This is a genomic window from Microbacterium sp. NPDC096154 (assembly GCF_040302945.1).
Lineage (GTDB): Bacteria > Actinomycetota > Actinomycetes > Actinomycetales > Microbacteriaceae > Microbacterium.
On sequence record NZ_JBEOSM010000010.1, the window covers coordinates 45,462 to 67,128 of the forward strand.

Annotated in this window: 16 protein-coding genes and 1 tRNA gene; 7 read left to right on the top strand and 10 right to left on the bottom strand. The window is 71.4% G+C overall.

Annotation, left to right across the window (positions count from 1 at the left end; genetic code table 11):
- The first annotated feature begins 59 nt into the window (after positions 1-59).
- Together ABTW64_RS13670 and ABTW64_RS13675 are read left to right on the top strand one after the other, a co-directional pair.
- Positions 60-1,007 carry a LysR family transcriptional regulator gene (locus ABTW64_RS13670; protein WP_350623341.1) on the top strand — a complete coding sequence of 316 codons (948 nt, stop codon included), beginning with the start codon at positions 60-62 and terminating at the stop codon, positions 1,005-1,007.
- A 292-nt stretch (positions 1,008-1,299) separates the two neighbouring features.
- On the top strand, positions 1,300-5,412 hold the full coding sequence (locus ABTW64_RS13675) for an Ig-like domain-containing protein (RefSeq protein ID WP_350623343.1): 4,113 nt from the start codon (positions 1,300-1,302) through the stop codon (positions 5,410-5,412).
- A 69-nt stretch (positions 5,413-5,481) separates the two neighbouring features.
- Here the strand turns inward: ABTW64_RS13675 and ABTW64_RS13680 are convergent, their stop codons facing one another.
- The 10 genes from ABTW64_RS13680 to ABTW64_RS13725 all read right to left on the bottom strand — a co-directional run bounded on the left by ABTW64_RS13680 (position 5,482) and on the right by ABTW64_RS13725 (position 17,666).
- Positions 5,482-6,285 carry an HpcH/HpaI aldolase family protein gene (locus tag ABTW64_RS13680; protein ID WP_350623345.1) on the bottom strand — a complete coding sequence of 268 codons (804 nt, stop codon included), beginning with the start codon at positions 6,283-6,285 and terminating at the stop codon, positions 5,482-5,484.
- Positions 6,270-7,055 (bottom strand): 2-oxo-hept-4-ene-1,7-dioate hydratase, encoded by a 786-nt coding sequence (gene hpaH / locus ABTW64_RS13685; protein ID WP_350623347.1) that lies wholly within the window; start codon positions 7,053-7,055, stop codon positions 6,270-6,272. The genes ABTW64_RS13680 and hpaH overlap by 16 nt, the downstream gene beginning before the upstream one ends.
- A gap of 12 nt (positions 7,056-7,067) precedes the next feature.
- Positions 7,068-8,243 carry a 3,4-dihydroxyphenylacetate 2,3-dioxygenase gene (gene hpaD / locus ABTW64_RS13690; RefSeq protein WP_350623349.1) on the bottom strand — a complete coding sequence of 392 codons (1,176 nt, stop codon included), beginning with the start codon at positions 8,241-8,243 and terminating at the stop codon, positions 7,068-7,070.
- Positions 8,244-8,422: 179 nt separating this feature from the next.
- Entirely contained in the window at positions 8,423-9,967 is a 1,545-nt protein-coding gene (hpaE, locus tag ABTW64_RS13695; protein WP_350623351.1) for a 5-carboxymethyl-2-hydroxymuconate semialdehyde dehydrogenase, read from the bottom strand.
- Positions 9,968-10,006: 39 nt separating this feature from the next.
- Positions 10,007-10,657: a GntR family transcriptional regulator gene (locus ABTW64_RS13700; RefSeq protein WP_350623353.1), complete on the bottom strand. Its 651-nt coding sequence runs from the start codon at positions 10,655-10,657 to the stop codon at positions 10,007-10,009.
- 7 nt (positions 10,658-10,664) lie between these two features.
- Positions 10,665-12,179, bottom strand: a complete 1,515-nt coding sequence (locus ABTW64_RS13705; protein ID WP_350623355.1) for a fumarylacetoacetate hydrolase family protein — start codon at positions 12,177-12,179, stop codon at positions 10,665-10,667.
- Positions 12,180-12,450: 271 nt separating this feature from the next.
- Positions 12,451-13,806, bottom strand: coding sequence for an MFS transporter (locus ABTW64_RS13710; protein WP_350623357.1), 1,356 nt, complete (start codon positions 13,804-13,806; stop codon positions 12,451-12,453).
- Positions 13,807-13,895: 89 nt separating this feature from the next.
- On the bottom strand, positions 13,896-14,336 hold the full coding sequence (locus ABTW64_RS13715; protein ID WP_350623359.1) for a MarR family winged helix-turn-helix transcriptional regulator: 441 nt from the start codon (positions 14,334-14,336) through the stop codon (positions 13,896-13,898).
- On the bottom strand, positions 14,333-16,294 hold the full coding sequence (locus tag ABTW64_RS13720; protein WP_350623361.1) for an FAD-dependent monooxygenase: 1,962 nt from the start codon (positions 16,292-16,294) through the stop codon (positions 14,333-14,335). Before ABTW64_RS13720 ends, ABTW64_RS13715 begins: the two co-directional genes overlap by 4 nt.
- Positions 16,295-16,436: 142 nt before the next feature.
- Positions 16,437-17,666, bottom strand: coding sequence for a MinD/ParA family ATP-binding protein (locus ABTW64_RS13725; RefSeq protein WP_350623363.1), 1,230 nt, complete (start codon positions 17,664-17,666; stop codon positions 16,437-16,439).
- Positions 17,667-17,688: 22 nt separating this feature from the next.
- Between ABTW64_RS13725 and ABTW64_RS13730 the strand changes: the two genes are divergently transcribed.
- The 5 genes from ABTW64_RS13730 to ABTW64_RS13750 all read left to right on the top strand — a co-directional run bounded on the left by ABTW64_RS13730 (position 17,689) and on the right by ABTW64_RS13750 (position 21,511).
- Entirely contained in the window at positions 17,689-17,901 is a 213-nt protein-coding gene (locus tag ABTW64_RS13730; RefSeq protein WP_350623365.1) for a hypothetical protein, read from the top strand.
- Positions 17,902-18,001: 100 nt separating this feature from the next.
- Positions 18,002-18,673, top strand: coding sequence for a hypothetical protein (locus ABTW64_RS13735; RefSeq protein ID WP_350623367.1), 672 nt, complete (start codon positions 18,002-18,004; stop codon positions 18,671-18,673).
- A gap of 409 nt (positions 18,674-19,082) precedes the next feature.
- The gene (locus ABTW64_RS13740) at positions 19,083-20,603 is read left to right on the top strand and encodes a glyceraldehyde-3-phosphate dehydrogenase (RefSeq protein WP_350623371.1); all 1,521 of its coding nucleotides are present in this window, start codon (positions 19,083-19,085) and stop codon (positions 20,601-20,603) included.
- A gap of 142 nt (positions 20,604-20,745) precedes the next feature.
- The gene (locus ABTW64_RS13745; protein WP_350623369.1) at positions 20,746-21,324 is read left to right on the top strand and encodes an asparagine synthase; all 579 of its coding nucleotides are present in this window, start codon (positions 20,746-20,748) and stop codon (positions 21,322-21,324) included.
- Between the two features lie 114 nt (positions 21,325-21,438).
- Positions 21,439-21,511 (top strand) — tRNA-Arg (locus tag ABTW64_RS13750).
- The last annotated feature ends 156 nt before the right edge of the window (positions 21,512-21,667 follow it).

Sequence of the window (21,667 nt, forward strand, 5' to 3'; positions counted from 1 at the left end):
CAGGCGAATTCAGTGCTGATTCGTCAGTCCTGCTGAAGATGTGTCGGGGAGGCATTGCCATGGACATCCGGGGCAACCCCAGCATCACGCTCCGTCAGCTGTGGCACTTCGTCACGGCGGCTGAGGCCGGGACGATCAGCGAGGCGGCACGCCGCCTGCACATGGCGCCGTCGGCGATCTCGATGTCGCTCGCCGAGCTCGAGCGGCTGACCGGCACTCAGCTGTGCGTCAAGCGCAAGGCGCACGGCCTGACCCTGACCTCTGCGGGCCAGGCGGCGTTCGCGCAGGCGCGGCAGATCCTCGACCTCACCGACGAGCTCGTGCACCTGTCGGGCGACGACCGCGCGCGGGTGCGCGGGCCTCTCACGGTGGGCTGCTACATGCCGCTCGCCCCCGCGGTGATCCCGCACATGCTCCGCGCGTTCGCCGAGGCGTGCCCCGAGGTGGACGTCAACTTCGTCGAGGGGTATCACGACGACCTGCAGGATCAGCTGCTCGCCGGCTCCATCGATGTCGCGTTCCTGTACGACGCGGGCCTCGGGCCGGACATCCGCACCGTGTCGCTGCTGTCGGTGCGGCCGTACCTGCTGCTGGCCGACGACCACCCGCTCGCCGACCGCGACCAGGTCACGCTGCAGGATGTGGCCGACGACCCGGTCATCCTGTTCAACGCGCCGCCCATCTCGACGCGTGTGCTCGATCTGTTCCGCGACGCGGGCATCACGCCCGACGTGCGGCATCGGTCGCGCAGCTATGCCACCGTCCGCTCGCTCGTGGGCGCGGGCATGGGGTTCTCGGTGCTGTTCCAGCGCCCCAAGCTCGACCTGTCGTACGCGGGGCTGCGCGTCGTGTCGAAGCCCCTGGCCATGACGCCGACGGACGACGAACCGGGCTCGAACCCGTTCGTCGCGCTCGCCTGGTCGCGCGAGATGCGCCCGAACGCCCGCACGCGCGCGTGGCTCGACGTGGCGGTGCAGAGCTTCCGCGACGAGGACGGCGACTGGTGAGGTCCCCGCGCGAATAGCGGATCGGCGCACGCCGTGTCCAGCCCGGATGTCGTGATGCTTTCGTTACGTGTCCCGTGACATAGGAGTCCCGCACCGGCGACACCCAGACTTCTCGCAGGTTCCCCTCGTTCACGGCCGTCGCACTGTGCGCGCGGCGGCGCGTGGGGGCGTGGACATGTCTGCCGCCCCGCTCGGATACTGGCGCCGCGAGGGGGGAACTCGCCACACGCGCCTGCGGCGCACCCCGGTGACCCCGCTCTTCCCATTCGGATTCGAGGGAATCGGAGCATGCATGTCCCGCAATGAAGCGTCATCTGCCCGCAGCGCCGCTCGGCGCAGGCGTCTGGCCAGACGGAGGGCGACCTCGACCGTCGCCGGCCTCGCCGCCGCGAGCCTCGCGGCCCTGGGCGTCTACGCGCCCACCCCCGCACTCGCCGTCGTCGGCGAGGAGTCGCATGCCGATGCGGTGTTCCTCGACGGTGCGCTGCTGGGCGGAGACCTCGACTCCGTCGCGGGCATCGAAGGCGCGCACGCGGACTACGTCGACGCGACAGAAGGACCGGCGTCGGACGTGGACGACCCCGGCCTCGACGTCGAGGCCCTGAGCCTGCTCACGCTCGGGCTGCCGAACGAGGTCCTCGTCGGAGACGTGCTGGACCTCGGCGTGGTCGAGCAGTACGCCGAGGCCTTCCCCGGGGGAGCCTCGACCGCCAACACCGGCACGACCGGCCTCGGACTCGACCTGCTTCCGCTGACGGACGTGCCGGTCATCGGCGGCGACGCTCTGCTCGCCACCGCGAACGTCGGGCTGGGCGCCGTCGGATCGGAGGCCACGCTCGCCGAGGACGGCACGCTGACCCGCACCACTGAGATCGCCGCCGCCACGGCGAACCTGCAGTCGCCGCTCGTCGCGGGGCTCACGGGCGACGTGGATGCGGCCGTCACCGCGGTGGACACGGCGGTCAACGGGCTCGAGGACGACCTGCAGACCGCGCTCGGCGGGGCCGTCGAGGATGTCGTCGCGCTGGTCCCAGGGGTCGGCGGGGTCATCGACCCCACGACCACCGTGACGGTGGACTCGCGGCTCGGCGCGGCGGTGTCCGACCTGCTCGACGACACGCTCAGCACGGACCTCATCACCATCACCCCCAGCACGGGCGCCATCACTGTCAATCTCGCCGGCGGAATCGACCTCAACGACATCCCGGCGAACTCGACGCTGCTGAGCCCGGCCCTGCTGCAGGCGATCAGCGAGGATGTCGCAGAGCTGCTCGGCGAGCTGCAGACCGACGTCACCGGCCTGCTGAACAACGCCCTCGACTACATCGACCTCACGGTCGACTCCGACCTCGCGATCCCCTCGCCGCTGGGCGGGACTCTCGCGGGCCTCACGATCGACTACACGGGGACCGTGCAGGACCTCCTGGCCGCCGACGCCGATCTCGAGATCGCCGGCACGGGCCTGCTCGCGCCGCTGCCGCTCGGTCTGGCGACCGGCATCGTGCAGGACGCCCTGGGTGCGGTGATCCAGCCCGTGCTCAACACCGCGGTCGCCACCGCGGGCACCGCCCTCGACACGGCGGTCACCGGCCTGACGGACGGCCTGGCAGACGTGCTCGACCTGCTGGCCGAGGTCGTGCAGATCAACCTGAACGTGCAGAACACGGGAGTCGATGGCATCGGCGAGACGGCGTCTGTGACGGCCGTGCAGGTCGTGCTGCTGCCGGGCACCGACGCGCTGACGCTCGATCTGGCCACGTCGTCGGTCGGCCCGAACGTGCAGCTCGCCTTCACCCCGACCGTCGCGGCGACCGACGCCGAGACGGGTGGTTCCACGACCGCGACCGGCGACGGCTGGCCTGTCACCAACCGGGTGAGCCTGCAGGTCACCGACCCGGCGGGCGATGCGGTCGGTGACCCGATCGTCGTCACCACGGACGCGGATGGCGCCATCCCCGCCGACACGACGTACCCGATCCCGGGCACCGCGGCCGAGGGCACGTACACGATCACGGCGACGGCGCTGAACCCTGACGGCACGCCGACGGACATCGTCGCGACCGACGAGTTCGAGGTCACGGACGTCACCGCCCCCGACGCCCCGGTCATCCTGACGCCGGCGGACGGCAGCAGCACGAACGACACCACGCCCGCGGTGACGGGCACGGGTGAGCCCGGCGCGCTCGTGGACGTCGAGATCGACGGAGCGCCGGTCGCGGACGATGTGCTCGTGGCCGAGGACGGCACGTGGTCGACGCCGGTCGTCGACCCGCTCGCCGAGGGCGACCACACCGTCACGGCCACCCAGACCGACGCCGCAGGCAACGAGTCGGACCCCGCGAGCAACGACTTCACGGTCGACACGACGGCCCCCGCGCCGCCCGTGATCACCTCACCCGCCGACGGCGACGTGGTCGCCGACGCCACGCCGGCCATCACCGGCACGGGCGAGCCCGGCGCCACGGTCGAGCTGGTGATCGACGGCACTCCGGTGGCCGCCGACGAGCCGATCGTCGTGGACGAGGAGGGTGTGTGGAGCTACACGCCCGCCGAGCCGCTCGACGAGGGCGAGCACACGGTCACGGCGACGCAGACCGATGCCGCAGGCAACGAGTCGGGCCCGTCCGAGCCCGTCGCGTTCGTGATCGACACGGTCGCGCCCGCCGCGCCCGTGATCGAGACGCCGGCCGACGGCAGCAGCATCGCCGACGCGACGCCGACCGTCACGGGTACCGGTGAGCCCGGTGCGCTGGTCGACGTCTCGATCGACGGCGCCCCCATCGCGAACGACGTGCTGGTGGACGAGGGCGGCACCTGGTCGGCGCCCGTGACGGAGCCGCTCGCCGAGGGCGACCACACCGTCACGGCCGCCCAGACCGACGCCGCGGGCAACGTGTCGGAGCCGACGACCAACGCGTTCGCGGTCGACACCACGCCGCCCACGGTCGAGATCACCTCGCCCTCCGACGGCGAGGCGGTGAACGACCCGACGCCGCCGATCACCGGCACGGGCGAGCCGGGCTCGACCGTCACCGTGATCATCGACGACGAGCCCGTGGGCGACGTCGTGGTCGGCGAGGACGGCACGTGGACGTTCACGCCCACCGAGCCGCTCGCCGACGGCGACCACACCGTGGAGGCCGCCGCGATCGACGAGGCGGGCAACACGGCGACCGATGGTCCGATCGCGTTCGCGGTCGACACGGCGGCTCCCGACGCGCCGGTCATCACGACGCCGGACGACGGCGCCGCGATCGGCGACCCGACCCCGGAGATCGCGGGCACCGGCGAGCCCGGCACCACGATCACCGTGATCGTCGACGGCGAGCCGGTGGGCGAGACCGAGGTCGGCGAGGACGGCACGTGGACGTTCACCCCGGCCGAGCCGCTGGAAGACGGGGAGCACACCATCACCGCGACCGCGACCGATGACGCGGGCAACGTGTCGGAGCCCTCCGCTCCGGTGACGATCACGGTGTACACGCCCACCGTGGCGGCCCCCGCGGCGGCGTTCCCGGGTGACGAGTTCGACGCGGCCGGCAGCGGCTGGCCCGCGAACGCCGAGGTGACGGTGCAGCTGACGGACGCCGACGGCGACCCCGTTGGCGACCCGGTCACGGTGACGACCGACGGCGAGGGCGGCCTCACGGCGCCGATCGCGGTGCCGGATGACGCCACCGCCGGAGAGTACGCCGTGGTAGCGACCACCGGCGGCGGCATCCGGGCGCTCGCGGCGTTCGGGGTGTACACGCCGCGCACCGCGGCGGCAGGTCCCGGCTACGCCGGATCCGACCTGCCGGTCACGAGCGAGGGCTGGCCGCCGAGCACCGAGGTGACGGTGCAGCTGACCGACGCCGACGGCGACCCCGTGGGCGACCCGGTCACCGTCACCATGACGCCGGAGGGGACGCTGCCGGCGGGCACGGCAGTGGCCATCCCAGCCGACGCGGCGCCGGGCGACTACACCGTCACCGTCACCGATGCCGACGGGCACGTGAGCGCGGCGTCGGTCGCGGTGTACGCACCCGAGGTCGACGCGGGCGAGTCGGTCGACGCGGGGGAGGAGCTGCCCGTGACGGGCGGCGGCTTCCCGCCGAACACCGAGCTCGAGGTCGAGGTCATCGGACCCGGCGGCGACGTGATCGCGGGCCCGATCACCGTGGTGACGGATGACTCGGGCGACTTCGCGACGGGCATCCGCATCCCGGGCTGGGCTGCCTCCGGCGAGTACACGCTCGTGGTCACCGCGCCCGACGGCACGCAGTTCACCGACACCTTCACGGTGGTCGGCAGCGCGCTCGCCGCCACGGGCGCGGTCATGGCGCCGATCCTCCCGGCGGCCATCCTGCTGATCGGCGCCGGCGCGGCCCTGATGCTGGTCCGTCGCCGTCAGCTGCAGGCCTGACGCACGACGGCCCCGACACGACGAGGGGCGGGCGGAGTGATCCGCTCGCCCCTCGTCTCGTGTCCGGGGTCAGTACGACGCGCGCTGCGTGTCGTCGGCCGCCGGGATGAACGTCGCGGCCAGCTTCTCGGCGCCGCGGGCCGCGAGTCCCACGTCGGCGCCCACCAGCGCGAACCGCGCACCGGCTTCGACGTAGCCGCGCGCGGCCGACTCGACGAACGCGTTGACGCCGACGGGCTTGCCCGCCGCCCGCACGCCCTCGAACGCCCGCTGCACGGCGGCGACGACATCCGGGTGCGTCTGCTGGCCGATCAGGCCCATCGACGCCGCCAGGTCGCTCGGGCCGACGAACACGCCGTCGACGCCGTCGACCGCCGCGATCTCCTCGGCGTTCTCGACGCCCTGGGCGGTCTCGATCTGCGCGATCACCGAGGTGTGCTCGGCGGCGTGGGCGAGGTAGTCGTCCACGCGGTTCCAGCGGCCGGATCGCGCGAGCGCGTTGCCCACGCCCCGGTGGCCCCGGGGCGGGTACGACGCGTGCGCGACGGCCGCCTCGGCCTCGGCGGCCGTGGACACCATGGGCACCATGATCGTCTGGGCGCCGAGGTCGAGCACCTGCTTGATCCACACGGCGTCGTTCGCGGGCACCCGCACGATCGTCGTCACGGGGTAGGCGGCGGTCGCCTGCAGCAGCGACTGCACCTCGCTCAGCCCGACCGGTCCGTGCTCCATGTCGATCATGAGCCAGTCGAGCCCTGCTCCGGCCATGATCTCGGCCATCACGGGCGATCCCGAGCAGATCCAGCCGCCGTACAGCGCGCGATCCGACTCGGCCAGGCGATGCCGCAGCGTGGGGCTCAGGCGAAACTGCATGCGATCGTCCCCATCTGCCCGTAGTCGGCCAGGATGCTGTCTCCCGCCTTGGCCCACACGGGTCGCGTGAACGAGCCGGCCAGGATGATCTCGCCCGCCTCGAGCCGGGCGCCGTGCTGGTGCATCTTGTTCGCGAGCCACGCCACGCCCATTCCGGGGTGACCCAGCACGCCGCCCGAGACGCCCGTCTCCTCGATCTGCTCGTTGCGGTAGAGCATGGCGCCCACCCAGCGCAGGTCGAGGTCGTCGGGCCGCATGGGCCGGCCGCCCAGCACCATGCCGCCGTAGGCGGCGTTGTCGCTGATCGTGTCGACGATCGTGCGACCCTCCATCTCGATGTGCGAGTTCAGCACCTCGAGCGCGGGCGTGACGTACTCGGTGGCCCGCAGCACGTCGAACAGCGTGCAGGCGGGGCCCTCCAGCGGGTCCTTCAGCACGAACGCGAGCTCGACCTCGATGCGGATGTTCGAGAAGTCCTCGGCCGGGATCACCGAGCCCGACTCCCACACGGTGTCATCGAACATGACCCCGTAGTCGGGCTCGGTGATCCCCGTCGCCTGCTGCATCGCCTTCGACGTCAGACCGATCTTGCGCCCCACGAGGCGCCGCCCCGCGGCGATCTGCGAGTCGCGCCAGATGCCCTGGATCGCGTACGAGTCCTCGATGGTCGCCTCGGGGAAGCGGGCCGTGATGCGGGGGATCACGCTGTGGGCGCGATCCGCCTCGGCCAGCTCCGCGGCGATCTGAGCGATCTGCTCCGATGTCAGCATGTGCTCTCGTCCTTACAGCTGGTGGCCGAGCTTGTACTCGCCCTGCTTCCACGACGGCATCTCCTGCTCGTCGTCGGCGCGGGTGTACGAGAAGCCGTCGGCGCCGATGGTCACCGCCATCTCGCTCTTGTGCTCGCGCGACACGACGGGCTGCGGGTTGCCGTCCAGGTCCAGCACGAGCGACGCCTCGGTGTACCAGCTCGGGACGACCGGGTTGCCCCAGAAGTCGCGGCGCTGGTTGTCGTGCACGTCCCACGTGACGACCGGGTTGTCGGGGTCGCCCGTGTAGTAGTCCTGCGTGTAGATCTCGACGCGGTGGCCGTCGGGGTCGCGCAGGTACAGGTAGAACGCGTTCGAGACGCCGTGGCGGCCGGGGCCGCGCTCGATCGCGTCCGAACGGCGCAGCGCTCCGAGCTTGTCGCAGATCGCCAGGATGTTGTGCTTCTCGTGCGTGGCGAAGGCGACGTGGTGCATGCGCGGGCCGTCGCCGCCGGTCGCGGCGGTGTCGTGCACGGTGGGCTTGCGGCGCATCCACGCGGCGTAGACCGTGCCCTCCTCGTCCTGGATGTCCTCCGTGACGCGGAAGCCGAGGTCCTGGTAGTGACGCACCGCGCGGGGCACATCCGGCGTGACCTGGTTGAAGTGGTCCAGGCGCACGAGCTCGCCGGGGATCTGCAGGTCGTAGCGCCACGACAGACGCTCGACGTGGTCGGCCTGGTAGAAGAACTCGTACGGGAAGCCCAGCGGGTCCTCCACGCGCACCGAGTCGCCGATGCCCTTCGTGAAGCCCTCCGGCTTGCGGATGACGCGGCAGCCGAGCTCCTCATAGAAGGCCACGGCCTTGTCGAGGTCCTCAGGGGTCCGCACGCGGTACGAGAACGCGGCGACGCCCGCGATCGGACCCTTGCGCAGCACGAGGTTGTGGTGGATGAACTCCTCGGTCGAGCGCAGGTAGATGGCCTCGTCGTCCTCCTCGGTCACGTGAAGGCCGAGGATGTCGACGTAGAACTCGCGCGACTTCTTCAGGTCGGTCACGACCAGGTCCATGTAGGCGCAGCGGAGGATGTCGGGCGCCGGCGCCTTCGGGGTCGCGACGGCGTTCTCGGCCTCGATCGGGGCCTCCTGCGAGACGAAGAAGCCCGACGAGGTCAGGGTTCCGCGGCGGTCGGTGGTGGGTTCGGTGGTCATGTCAACGTCTCTGCTTTCTTGGTTCGGGATGTCCCACCCACCTCGCTCGTTGAGCGAGGGAGCGAAGCGACCGAGTCGAAACGGTGGAACGGCCTCATGGCGATGGTGCGCCGTTTCGATTCGCTTCGCTCGCTCGCTCGACGAACAGGGGGCGGGCGGAGGTGGGTGGGGGCGGTGGCTCAGTGAGCCGATCCGCCCTCCTTGCCGAAGGTCGGGTTGTGCACCTTGCCGAGCGTGATGTGCACGGCCTGCTGGTCGGTGTAGAAGTCGATCGAGCGGTAGCCGCCCTCGTGGCCGAGGCCCGAGGCCTTGACGCCGCCGAACGGCGTGCGCAGATCGCGCACGTTGTTCGAGTTCAGCCACACCATGCCGGCCTCGACGTTCTGCGAGAAGTTGTGCGCCCGCTTGAGGTCGTTGGTCCAGATGTACGCCGCGAGGCCGTACTTGGTGTTGTTGGCCAGCTCCAGGGCCTCCTCGTCGGTGTCGAACGGCGTGATCGCGACGACCGGGCCGAAGATCTCCTCCTGGAAGATGCGGGCATCCGGCTTCACGTCCGCGAACACCGTGGGCGAGACGAAGTTGCCCTCGTCGAAGCCCTCGGGGCGACCGCCGCCCGCGACCAGACGGCCCTCGCTCTTGCCGATCTCGACGTACGACATCACCTTGTCGTAGTGCTCGGGGTGCACGAGCGCGCCGACCTCGGTCGCCGGGTCGTGCGGGTAGCCGACCTTCACGCGCTTCGCCTGGGCGGCGTAGCGCTCGACGAACTCGTCGTACACGTCGCGCTGCACCAGGATGCGCGAGCCGGCCGTGCAGCGCTCGCCGTTCAGCGAGAACACGCCGAAGATGGTCGCGTCGATCGCGGCGTCGAGGTCGGCGTCGGCGAAGACCACGGCGGGCGACTTGCCGCCGAGCTCCATCGACAGGCCCTTCAGGTAGGGCGCGGCGTTGCCGAAGATGATCTGGCCCGTGCGGCTCTCGCCCGTGAACGAGATGAGCGGCACATCCGGGTGCTTCACGAGCGCGTCGCCGGCGTCCTCGCCGAAGCCGTGCACGATGTTGAACACGCCCTCGGGCAGGCCCGCCTCCTCGAAGATGCCGGCCCACAGCGAGGCCGACAGGGGAGTGAACTCGGCCGGCTTGAGCACGACCGTGTTGCCCGTGGCCAGCGCCGGGCCGAGCTTCCACGACTCGAGCATGAACGGCGTGTTCCAGGGAGTGATCAGGCCGGCGACGCCGATCGGCTTGCGGTTGACGTAGTTGATCTGGCGGCCCGGCACCTTGAAGGTGTCGTCGGCCTGCGCCACGATCAGGTCGGCGAAGAAGCGGAAGTTCTCGGCCGCACGGCGGGCCTGGCCGAGCGCCTGCGTGATGGGCAGACCCGAGTCGAACGACTCGAGCTCGGCGAGGCGGGCATCGCGCGACTCGACGATGTCGGCGATGCGGTGCAGGATGCGCGACCGCTCGCGGGGCAGCATCTCGGGCCAGGGGCCCTCGAGGAACGCCTTGCGCGCGGCGGTGACGGCGGCGTCGATGTCGGCCTTCTTGCCCGCCGCGGCCTGGATGTACGTCTGGTTCGACACGGGGTCGAGCACGTCGAACGTGTCGCCGTCGATCGAGTCGACGTGCGCTCCGCCGATGTAGTGCTGGATCTTCTCCGGCAGGTCGGCGGGAACGTGCCGCTCGGTGTAGTCGGGAGCGGTCTCGTTCGGGGTGGTGTTCATTCGGGTTCCTCCTGCGTCGAGGGGTGGATCGGAAGATGGTCAGTGGTCGGCGAGATAGGCGTTCATGGTGCGCCAGCGGTGCTGGCGCGCGGCCATCTCGATGTCGAGCACGTCCGCTCCGGAGCGGATCAGCTCGACCAGGTGCGCGTGCTCCTGCACCGACTCGTGGGCGCGAGCGGGCACGAACGCGAAGGTCGTGTCGAGCAGGTTGTGCACGCGGTTCCAGCCGCGGTGCACCAGGTCGACGATGTGCGGGTTGGGGCAGGCCGCGTACAGCAGCGAGTGGAACTCCTCGTTGAGGCGCGAGAAGCGATACGGGTCGAAGTCGTCGAGCAGCGCCTTCAGCCGGGCGTTGACCGCCTCGGCCCGATCGAGATCGTCGGGGGTGAGGCCGGGGGCCGACAGCGCCGTGGCGACCCCTTCGACCACGCCGAGCGTCTGCATCGAGTGCACGTACTCGTCGCGGTCGACCAGCGCCACGCGCGCGCCGACGTTGCGCTCGAACTCCACGAGCCCCTCGGCTTCCAGACGCCGGATCGCCTCCCGCACCGGCACCACGCTCATGTCCAGCGCGTCGGCGATCGTGCCGAGCACGAGGCGGTAGCCCGGCCCGTACTCGCGCCGGGAGATGCGCTCCCGGATCCACTCGTACGCGCGCTCGGACTTGCTCGCGGTCTCGATGGCGGTCATGGTCGTGTCAGGCCTGGTCCCGGTGCGCACCGGTCTCGGCCTCGTAGCGCGCGCGCCACTCGGCGTTCATGGGGAACAGGCCGTCGACCGGATGCCCGGCCTCGACCTGCGCGGCGATCCACGCGTCCTCGGCTTCCTGCGCGAGGCATCCGTCGGCGACCTCCTCGGCCAGGGCGGGCGGGATCACGATCACGCCGTCGTCGTCGCCGACGATGATGTCGCCGGGCTGCACGGTGACGCCCCCGCAGGCGATCGTCACGTCGTGCTCCCACGGCACGTGGTAGCGCCCGAGCACGGCGGGGTGGCCGCCCTGCGAGAACACGGGGATGTCGAAGCCCGCGACCTGCGCGTAGTCGCGCACGCCGCCGTCCGTCACGATGCCGGCCGCGCCGCGCGCCTGCGCGCGCAGGGCCAGGATGTCGCCGAGCGTGCCCGATCCGGCGTTGCCGCGCGCCTCGATCACGATCACCTCGCCCGGCTGCACCGCGTCGAACGCGCGCTTCTGGGCGTTGTAGCCGCCGCCGTGGGTCTTGAAGAGGTCCTCCCGCAGCGGCACGAAGCGCAGGGTCTTGGCCGTGCCGACGATCTTGGCGCCGGGCGTGTCCGACTTCGGGCCGTCGATGAAGATCGAGCGGATGCCGCGCTGGCGCAGCTGCTGCGACAGGCCCGCGACGGGGGCCTCCATGAGCTTGGCGCGCAGCGCGTCGGTCAGCACGGGCTGCGGCTCGGCGAGGCCGGCCGCCTCGCGCGACCCCCACGCCTCCTCGCGCTGCAGGTCGTCGACCTTCGGCAGCGACCCGACCGCGGGGTCGAAGTCGCCCGGTCCCTCGACCACGGTCGTGACGAGACGCCCGCTCGAGGGCGCGCCGGCGGCATCCGGAGCGTCCACCTCGACCTCGATCACGTCGCCGGGCACGGCCACCGACGAGCCCGCGGGCGTGCCGGTGAGGATGATGTCGCCCGGCTCGAGCGTGAAGTGCTGCGACAGGTCGGCCACGAACTGCGCGAGCGGGAAGATCAGGTGCTCGTCGCTCGTCCGATCGTCCTGCACGAGCTCGCCGTTGCGCCAGGTGCGCACCCGCAGCGCGCGCGGGTCGATCGTGCGCGCGTCGATCAGCTGGGGGCCGAGCGGCGTGTAGCCGTCGCGGCCCTTGTTGCGCACGTTCGAGCCCTTGTCGTTGCCGCGCAGGTCGTACAGGCCCCAGTCGTTGGACGCGGTCACCCATCCGACGTGGTCCCAGGCCTGCTCGAGCGACACGCTGCGCGCGGCCGTGCCGATGATCAGCGCGACCTCGCCCTCGAACGCGAGCAGCTCGGTGCCCGCGGGGCGCTCGATCTCGGATCCGCTCGCCGACACGGAGCTCGCGGGCTTGAAGAAGTAGGACGGAGCGGCGGGGCGGCGTCCGCGCTGGGCGGCGCGCGACTCGTATGCCAGGTGCACGGCGATGATCTTGCCGGGCGCGCGGCCGCCGAGGGCGGGGGCCAGCGCGGCGAAGCGGGGATCGGTCGTTGCGTCGGTCACGTACCGAGCTCCTTTGCTCTCGTCGGATGTCGTATCTGAAATCATATACGATCCCTCCCTCCCGCGGAACCACTGCACACCAATGTGCGTGTGCACTCGCTCCGCCCGGCTCCGCTCCACACCAATCTGCGTGTGCACTCGGGGTCAGGCGAGACCACACGCACATTGGTGTGCACTCGGGCGGAAGGGGTGCCGCCGCTCAGTCTTCCCGAGAACGGCGAAGCCGTCGAGACGCGGATATGCCCTCGACGGCTTCGCCCGATTGGCCCGGTCAGCGGCGGCCGTACACGGCCCCCACGCGCTGCTCGTCCTCGTGGTCGGGGCCGAGCGGGATGCCCATCCGGTCGCGCAGCAGCAGGGTCGCCACCAGCGCGATGGCGACCATCACGGAAAGGTAGAGCGTGATCGACAGCGTCGAGCCGGTCTGCTGCAGCAGCCAGGCCGAGATCATCGGCGAGAACGCGCCGCCCAGGATGGACCCGAGGGCGTACGAGATCGAGACGCCCGAGAATCGCACCGACGCGGGGAACAGCTCGGCGAACCACGCGGCCTGCGGGCCATACGCGAGACCCAGGCCCACCGTCAGCAGCGCCAGGCCCAGGAAGAGCAGCACCGGGTCGCCCGTGTTCACCAGCGGGAACAGCGCCGCGAGGGCCACGAGCAGCGAGACCCAGCCGATGATGTACGTCGTGCGGCGTCCGATCCGGTCGGAGAGCCATCCGGCCACCCACGTGAACACCAGCCACGTGACGGCGGACCCGGTCACGGCCAGCAGCACCGGGGTGCGCTCCATGCCGAGGGCGTCGCCGGTGGCGTAGTTCTGGATGAAGCCGCCCGTGGTCATGTAGCCGGTGGCGTTCTGGCCCGCGAAGCTGAGCGCGGCGAGCAGCACGAGCAGGGGGAAGGTGCGCAGCAGCTGCATGAGCGGCGCCTTGGTCTGGGCCTTGCGCTCGGCGATCTGCGCGAACACGGGGCTCTCCTCGACCGACCGGCGCACGAAGTAGCCGATGCCGATGAGCACGATGCTCAGCAGGAACGGCACGCGCCATCCCCACTCCTCGAACGCGTCGCCGGGGCTGATCACGCCGGTCATCAGCGCCATCACGCCCGACGACAGCAGCAGGCCGAGCGGCACGCCGATCTGGGGAGCGGCACCGTAGCGACCGCGCTGGCCGCGAGGGGCGTGCTCGACGGCCATCAGCACCGCGCCGCCCCATTCGCCGCCGGCCGAGACGCCCTGCAGCACGCGCAGCAGGATGAGCAGCAGCGGCGCCGCCATGCCGATCTGCTCGTAGGTGGGCAGCAGGCCGATCGCGGTGGTCGCCACGCCCATGACGAGCAGCGTCACGACGAGCACCATGCGGCGGCCCAGCTTGTCGCCGAAGTGCCCGGCGAGGAACGCGCCGAGCGGCCGGAACAGGAAGCTGATGCCGACGGTCGCGAACGACAGGATGGTCGCCACGCCGGCGCCCGCGGGCTCGAAGAACAGCTTGCCGAACACCAGGCCGGCCATGGCCGCGTAGACGAAGTAGTCGTACCACTCCACGGTGGTGCCGACGATGGTCGCGAACGTCACTCGCGCGCGGTCGGCACGCACACGCAGTGTGATGGTCGAGGTGGTGGCCATACGGCGGGGACTCCTTCGTCTTGTGCGGATCCGTTCGCGGATCGCGCTCCGGTCCGTCCTGGACCGGGGTCGGGGTATGGGGCGGCGGGTCAGTCGGTCAGGATGCGCTGCAGCATGCTGGTCAGCTGCGCGCGCTCGTCGGCGGTCAGGTTCGCGGTCAGCGCGACCTGCAGCCGGTCGACGCGGGGAGCGAGCTCGGCGCGCACGGCGGCGCCGGCGTCGGTGAGGTGCAGCACCTTCTTGCGGCCGTCGCCCTCGTGGGGGTCGCGCGTGATCTGGCCGCGCGCCTCGAGGCGCGCGACGAGGCCCGCGATCGTCGAGGCGTCGAGCTCGAGCGCCTCGCCCAGCTCGCGCTGGCTGGCCCCGGGGCGCTCGTGCAGCACGGCGAGCACGGCGTACTGCGGTCCTGTCACGGCGTCCGACACCACCTCGCCCCACAGGGCGGTGTGGCGCTGCTGCGCGCGCCGGATGAGGTGCCCCGTCTGGCCCGCGAGCGAGCGGATGGCCGTGCGCTCGTCGGCCACGCTCACGACCTCGTGGTCAGCACGTGGTCGAAGAACGCGGCCAGCTGCCCGGTCGCGTCGAGCGGCAGCACGTCGGCGACGTACATGTCGGGGCGCACCACGACGACGGCGCCGCGCTCGCGGTCGATGCCGCGGGCGTCGAAGATGTCCTCGGCCCCGTCCACGTCGGCCGAGAACGCCTTCTCGTAGTCGGTCAGCCCGAAGGCGCCCTTGGTCGGCTTGAGTGCGGCGGGCACGGCCTCGAAGCCGAGCTGCTCGAAGTGCTGCTGGTAGATGCCGCGCACGTCGATCACGCTGTCGCCGTCGGCGCCCTCGGGCGTGTAGCGCACCACGGGCGACTCGGGCGAGGCAGCGAGCCAGTCGAGGAAGGCCGTGTGCTTCTCGCGCGTGGCGTCGGCGAACGCGTAGATGCGCCAGGCGCCGTCGGCCCGGTGCACGTGGCCGAGGTGCAGGCCGTAGCCGTCGCTGATGCGCACGACCGGGGCCGACTTGAAGCGCATGCCCACGGGATAGCCGGTCGCGAGCTGCTGGTGCGTGCCCTCGCCTGTGATCATCGAGGGGCCGTACTGCGTCGCGGTGCCCGACGTGTAGAGGTACGAGCGCTGGTAGAACTCGGCGATCTCGTCGGGATGGATGCCGCCGCGCTCCGGGTGCTCCGGGTCCATCGGGCCGGCGGCCATCCGGCTCGACCATTCGCGGTCGAAGTCGATCAGGTCCTGCGCGATGCGCTGGCGCTCGGCCGAGTAGGTGTCCAGCAGCGCCTCGGGTGCGCGTCCGAGCAGCACGTGCGCGAGCTTCCAGCCGAGGTTGAACGTGTCCTGCATCGACACGTTCATGCCCTGGCCGGCCTTGGCGGAGTGGGTGTGGCACGCGTCGCCGGCGATGAACACGCGCGGCATGCGGTGGCCGACCAGCTCGGCCGGCACGTCGTCGAACTTGTCGGTGACGCGCTGGCCGACCTCGTAGATGCTGAACCACGCGACGTCCTTGACGTCGAGCGTGTACGGCGCCAGCACCGCGCGCGCGGCGTCGGCGACCTGCTCGGCCGTCATGGCGCGCACGTGGTCGCGATTCTCGGGCGTGATCGTGCCGAGGTCGACGTAGAGACGGAACAGGTGCCCGCCCTCACGGGGGATGAGCAGGATGCTGCCGTGCTCGGCCGACTGGATGACGCTCTTCAGCCGCACGTCCGGGAAGTCGGTCGTCGCCAGGATGTCCAGCACGCCCCATGCGTGGTTCTGCCGGTCGCCCTCGAGCTTCCCGCCGATGGCCTCGCGCACGCCCGAGCGGGCGCCGTCGCAGCCGACGACGTAGTTGGCGCGCACCGTGATGGTCTCGACCTCGGTGAGCTCGGCCAGGGCGTCGCCGCCGGGCTTGTCGGTGCCGTCCCACCCGGATGCCTGCACGCGGCGCAGGGTCACGGAGACGGGGTGCCGGGTGGCCTGCTGGTCGACCTCGAGGCTCACGAACTCGAATCCGTAGTCGGGGCGCAGGCGCGACGGCTGGCGGTCCATGAAGCCCTGCAGGTACTGCTGCATGCGCGCCTGGTTCACGACCAGGTGCGGCATCTCCGACAGGTTCTCCTCGTCGTCGGGCATGCGGTGCGTGCGCACGATGCGGCCGCGCTCGGCGTCATCCGGGCCCCAGAACGCGGTCTGGATGATGTGGTAGCCCTCGTCGATCATCTGGCGCGCGAGGCCGAAGGCCTGGAAGGTCTCGACGGTGCGCACCTGCACGCCGTCGGCGCGGCCGATCGTCAGGGGCTCCGGGTTGCGGTCGATGATGCGCGCGTGCACGTCGCCGAACACCGAGAGCTGCGCGGCCAGCATCATGCCCGCCGGGCCCGTGCCGATGATCAGCACATCGACGAGGTCGCCGTCCTGGAGCGGTTCGGCGGGGCGGCCCGGAAGGGCGGGCTCCAGCATCGGGTCGCCCGGACGGTAGCCGTTGTGGTGATACTGCACGGTCACTCCTTCGTGAGCGGCGCACAGATTTCCTACGTGCACCAACCAAGTCGTACGTGCACAAAGAATACGAGCGGTTCGCGGACCTCGCAACTCGCGGGCGTCGGCGGCTCGTCGGGCCCGGGGGACCCGACAAGCCGCGTCAGGCGTGCTCGGGCCCGAGGCCCCGGGCGATCGCCGCGGCGGCGCCGAGCCACGCGCGCCGCGTGGCGGGGCGCAGCGCGTTGAAGTGCAGCAGACCGCCCGCCATGGCCGGGTCGTAGGGGATGGTCGCGACATCGCGCGACAGGGCGCGATAGCCCTCGACCACACTGCGCACGTCGGCGGGCTGAGCATGCGGATCGGCCTGGCTGACGACCGCCACGGAGTTCTCGACCAGGCTCGCCGAGCGCTCGTCGCGCTCGGCGAGCGCCTCGAGCAGCAGCGCGCCCGCCTCGGCGTGCTCGGCGCGTGTGGTGGTCGCGACCACCAGCTGGTCGGTCAGATCGATCATGCGACGCCACATGGGATCGGACTCGTCGTTGCCCGAATCCATGATGATCAGCCGGTAGTACTTGGCCGCTACCGCGTGGATGCGGTCGACGTCCTCTTTCTCGATGCGCTGCTCGTTCGCCAGGAGCATCGGGCGCGAACGCAGCACGTCGTAGCGGTCGCGCGTCTGGTGGTGCACGTAGTGGGCGAGGTCCGCCGACTGCGCCTGCGCCGAGAGCAGCCGGTCGGTCTGAGGGAGGAGGTCGTGCAGACTGGCATCGTGGGGGCCCTGCTCGGTGCGCCAGCCCAGCGTGCCGCGCGTCTGGTTGTTGTCCCATGCGAGGACGCCGGCTCCGCCGTAGCGCGCGAAGACCGCCGCGGTGAGGATCGTGGTCGGCGTCTTGCCGGAGCCGCCCTTGCCGTTCACGATCGCGATCGTGCGCGGACCGGGCCAGTGCTGGGAGACGGTCGACATGTCGGCCCGCTCCGAGCGCTCCTCGGCGCTCGGGGGCACGCGCATGCCCGTCTTGGCGAGGAAGCCCCGCCAGCCCTTCTCGGCGGGCTCTTCGACGCGCTCGGGAGTGAGGAACGAGCGCCGTCCGTCGGCTGTCTCCTCGCGGCCGGTCCGCGCCGGCCGGCCGCCGCGTGCGGCGCCGTCCGTCGTGTCGCGAGCCGGTCGCGCGGGCTCCTCGCCGCGGGGTCGCGAGGCGCGGGTCTGAGGTGCCGGCGGCGCGACGGGCGCAGGCGGAAGCGGCGCCGACCCCTGTCCGGCGGCGGCACCGCCGAGCGCGTCGACCGTGGCCGGGGCCGCGGCTTCCGGGGTGGGCTTCGGGCTGGGCGCGGGCGCCGGCGTCTTCGCGGGAGCCTCCGTCTTGGCTGGGGCCTCCGCCTTGGCGGGCATCGGCGTGGAGGGAGCCTCAGCCTTGGACGGCGTCGGCGGCGTGGCGGGGGCCGGTGCCTTGATCGGCGTCGGCGGCTTGACCGCCGCGCTCGGTGCCGGCGCGGGCTTCGGGCTCGGGGCGGGTTTCGCGGCGGGTGCCGGCGCGGGCTTCGGGCTCGGTGCGGGCTTCGCGGCGGGTGACGGTGCGGGCTTCGGGGCGGCCGATGCGGCGGAGCTCGGCCGCGGCTCGGGCTGAGACGCCCGCGGCGTCTGGGTGCCGACGCGGGCTCGGCGGCGGTCTTGGCGCCCTTGCTCTGGGCGTCCGTCCTCGGCTGCTCCGGGGCCTGCGGGCTCTGATGCTCCGGCGCCTCGGCGGCGGCCGGCTCGTCGCCGTCGACGAGCGTGATGACGTCGTGCACGGCCGTGGTGGCCTTGGGCGTCGATGCCGCAGACTTCGGCTGCGGGGCAGGGCCGGCGGGGCGCGGCTCGCTCGCCGCGCGCTGCTGGCGTCGCGTGGGCAGCCCGGGCGCCGGATCGTCCACCACGTCGCTGTCGTCGTCGTCATCGTCGTACGCGACGTCGGCGACCGGCAGGCTCGTCGTCGCGAGGGCCGTCGCGCTCAGCTGCTCGGAGGAGCGGGGCGATGCCGCGAGCGACGCTGCCGCCGTCGGGTCCTCGGACTTCGGGTCCTCGGTCTTCGGGTCCTCGGTCTTCGCAGCCTTGGGCCGGCCGGCGCCGTCGGGGCGCTGCTCGCCCACGCCGCGGGCGGAAGCGGCCTCGGTCGGCGTCGGCGCATCCGGCGTCGGCGCATCCTGCTCGTCGTCGGCCGCGTGCTGTTCGTCGGGGGTCTCGTCGGGCTCGATGGTGCCGTCCGGATGCACGACCAGGGGCCAGACGCCTTCGGGCTCGGTGACGTGCAGGTGCACGGCGCCGTCCCGCTCCTGCGCCGACGCGATGGCGTGCATCATGATCGCGTGGCGACCGTCCTCGATGGTCTTCGTGTCGAACTCGGTCAGCACGTCGCCTGAGACGACGGCGGCAGAGCCGTCCTCATTCACGATCGCGAGCAGCGTCGTGGCGTCGGATGCGGGCATCGTGACTCCTTCCCCCGCGGGAGCCTGTGATCGGCGGAATCCCGCCATCCCACAGTAGCCACGGGAGGGGGCGAAGTCCCCGGGAAGATGTGCCCAATGATCCGCGCCGACGTGCGTCTCGCCCAATGAGCCATGCGAGCTCCGAGTGGCGAGATCCTGCATATTCCGAAAGTTCCCCGGTTCTTGCCTCCTCTCTCGCGTGAAAACGGAGGGATCTGCTTCGTAGGCTCGAAGAGCATCGGTCGCGCGGATGATCCCGGAGTCGACCCCCGCATCGACGAGACCCCGCATCGACGAAGGAGTATGAGCGAGCGTGAGCGAGAACGAGGCGCCCGGTTACGACCTGCCCCAGTACGAAGCGCACCGCGCGGAGTGGATCAAGCGCGAGGAGCTGGCCGAGCGGATGATCCCGCTCATCGGCCGGCTCTACCGCACACACGGCATCGTGCCGTCCATCCACGGCCGCCGGCTCATCAACCGCTCGCCGATCGAGATCATCAAGGCGCACCGCTTCGCGCGGCTGCACGGCGACGACGTGCTGAACCCCGTCAAGACGCTCGCGGTGCTCGAGTCGATCGACCGCATCGGCCCCGGCGCCTCGTCGATCGACGTGGCGCGCCTCGTGACCCGCTACGACGAGGTCGGCGGCACCTACGAGGCCGGGCACATCGACGCGTTCCTGCGCGGCGAACTCGCGCCTGTGATCGACGCCGAGACCCCGCAGCCCACCGACGTCGTGCTCTACGGCTTCGGCCGCATCGGCCGCCTGCTCGCGCGCATCCTGCTCGCGCACACCGGCAACGGATCGGGCCTGCGCCTGCGCGCCATCGTGGTGCGCAAGGGCGGCGACATGGACCTCAAGAAGCGCGCCAGCCTGCTGCGCCGCGACTCGGTGCACGGGCCCTTCGCCGGCTCGATCGAGATCGACGAGGAGAACAACACGATCCTCGCCAACGGCACGCTCATCCAGGTCATCTACTCGGATGACCCGGCGACCGTCGACTACGAGGCGTACGGCATCCGCGACGCGATCATCGTCGACAACACGGGTCGCTGGCGCGACGAGGCCGGCCTGTCGCAGCACCTGCAGGCGAAGGGCGCGGCGCGCGTGCTGCTCACTGCCCCGGGCAAGGGTGCGATCAAGAACGTCGTCTACGGCGTCAACAGCGACGGGATCACCGCCGACGACACGATCCTGTCGGCCGCCTCGTGCACGACCAACGCGATCACGCCCGTGCTCGGTGTGATCGACGAGTCGTATGGCGTGGTGCGCGGCCACGTCGAGACGGTGCACTCGTTCACGAACGACCAGAACCTGATCGACAACTTCCACAAGGGCGACCGTCGCGGCCGCTCGGCGGTGCTGAACATGGTCATCACCGAGACCGGCGCCGCCAAGGCCGTCGCGAAGGCGCTGCCGCAGCTGGCCGGCAAGCTCTCGGGCAACGCCATCCGCGTTCCCACCCCCGACGTGTCGCTCGCGATCCTCAACCTGCAGCTCGAGCGCGCCACCACCAAGGACGAGCTCAACGGCTTCCTGCGCCAGGTGTCGCTCACATCGCCGCTGCGCCAGCAGGTCGACTACGTCGAGTCGCCCGAGGTGGTCTCGACCGATTTCGTCGGCAACAACAAGGCGGGCATCGTCGACGGCCTCGCGACGATCGTCGACGAGGAGAACGTCGTGCTGTACGTCTGGTACGACAACGAGTACGGGTACTCGTGCCAGGTCGTCCGCGTGATCGAGAAGATGGCCGGCGCGCACCCCACGGTGCTGCCCGAGCGCGAGCCGGTCGTCGCCGCCGCCCTCGAGGCGGCCGACGAGGCGCCCGCGGCCGAGGTGGAGGCTGAGCCGGCCACCGTCTGATCCGCCGCGGCGAAGGCCGTCGCGCGTCCCGCTCTGCGGGCGTGCGGCGGCCTTCGCCGGTCGCGGGAGCGGTGCGAGCCTCGCGCGCCGATTACGCTCATACGTGGGGATACGACGCTTCGGGCGGTCGGGAGGAGGGCTCGTGGGACGCAATGCGGATGCCATCGACGAGGGCGTCGCGATCGCGCTCGCGGCCGCTCGGCTGTCGGTCAAGAACACCATCCTGGTGAGCACGATCTCGCTGGGCGCGTCGTTCGACCCGCAGCAGTTCCGCGAGACCGCCCGCGACGCGCTGATCGCGCTCGCCGATGAGCAGGATGCCGCCGCCGACGCGGTCTCCCGCGCGCGGAAGGCGGCGTGGGGCCGTCACACGCAGCCCCACGGCACGCACGACTACCGCGACCGCGACGTGCGCAACCTGCGCCGCCGCGCCAAGCAGTACGCCGGGGTCGCCAAGGCGCTGCGCGCGAAGGCCGAGGATGAGCAGGAGCTGCGCGCGCTGGTCGAGCAGGCCCGGGAAGCGGCCTGGCATGACGTCGAGGCGAACCTCGAGGGTCGCCTGCGCATCGAGGCGTTCCGTCCTGATCAGGATCCGGACTACGCGTCGATGCGCGAGGCCCGCATGCAGGCGCTGCGCCTGGTCGACCTGCAGAAGCTGTCGGCGCAGGCGCGACGCCGGCGCAAGGTCGGCGCCGCGGCCGACGAGCCCGCTGACGCGTGATCCATGACCGCGACGCGCCCGGGCGGTCGTGCGGGGGCGGCTCGATTCGCGCGGCGACGCAGGCGTGATGTACAGTAGACGGGTTGCCGCGGCAACAGAGGGATTAACCTCCCAGCGCCCGTAGCTCAATGGATAGAGCATCTGACTACGGATCAGAAGGTTAGGGGTTCGAGTCCCTTCGGGCGCGCAGGATCTGTGGTTCTCATGCCGCGAGTCCACGGAACTGTGTTGAGACAGTGAGAAGAGGCCCCCGCGGTTCTGCCGCGCCACGTCGTCGTAGCCGAGGCCCACGCGCTCGAGCGTGCCGGGGAGGAAGTTCTCGATCACCACGTCGGCGCGGATC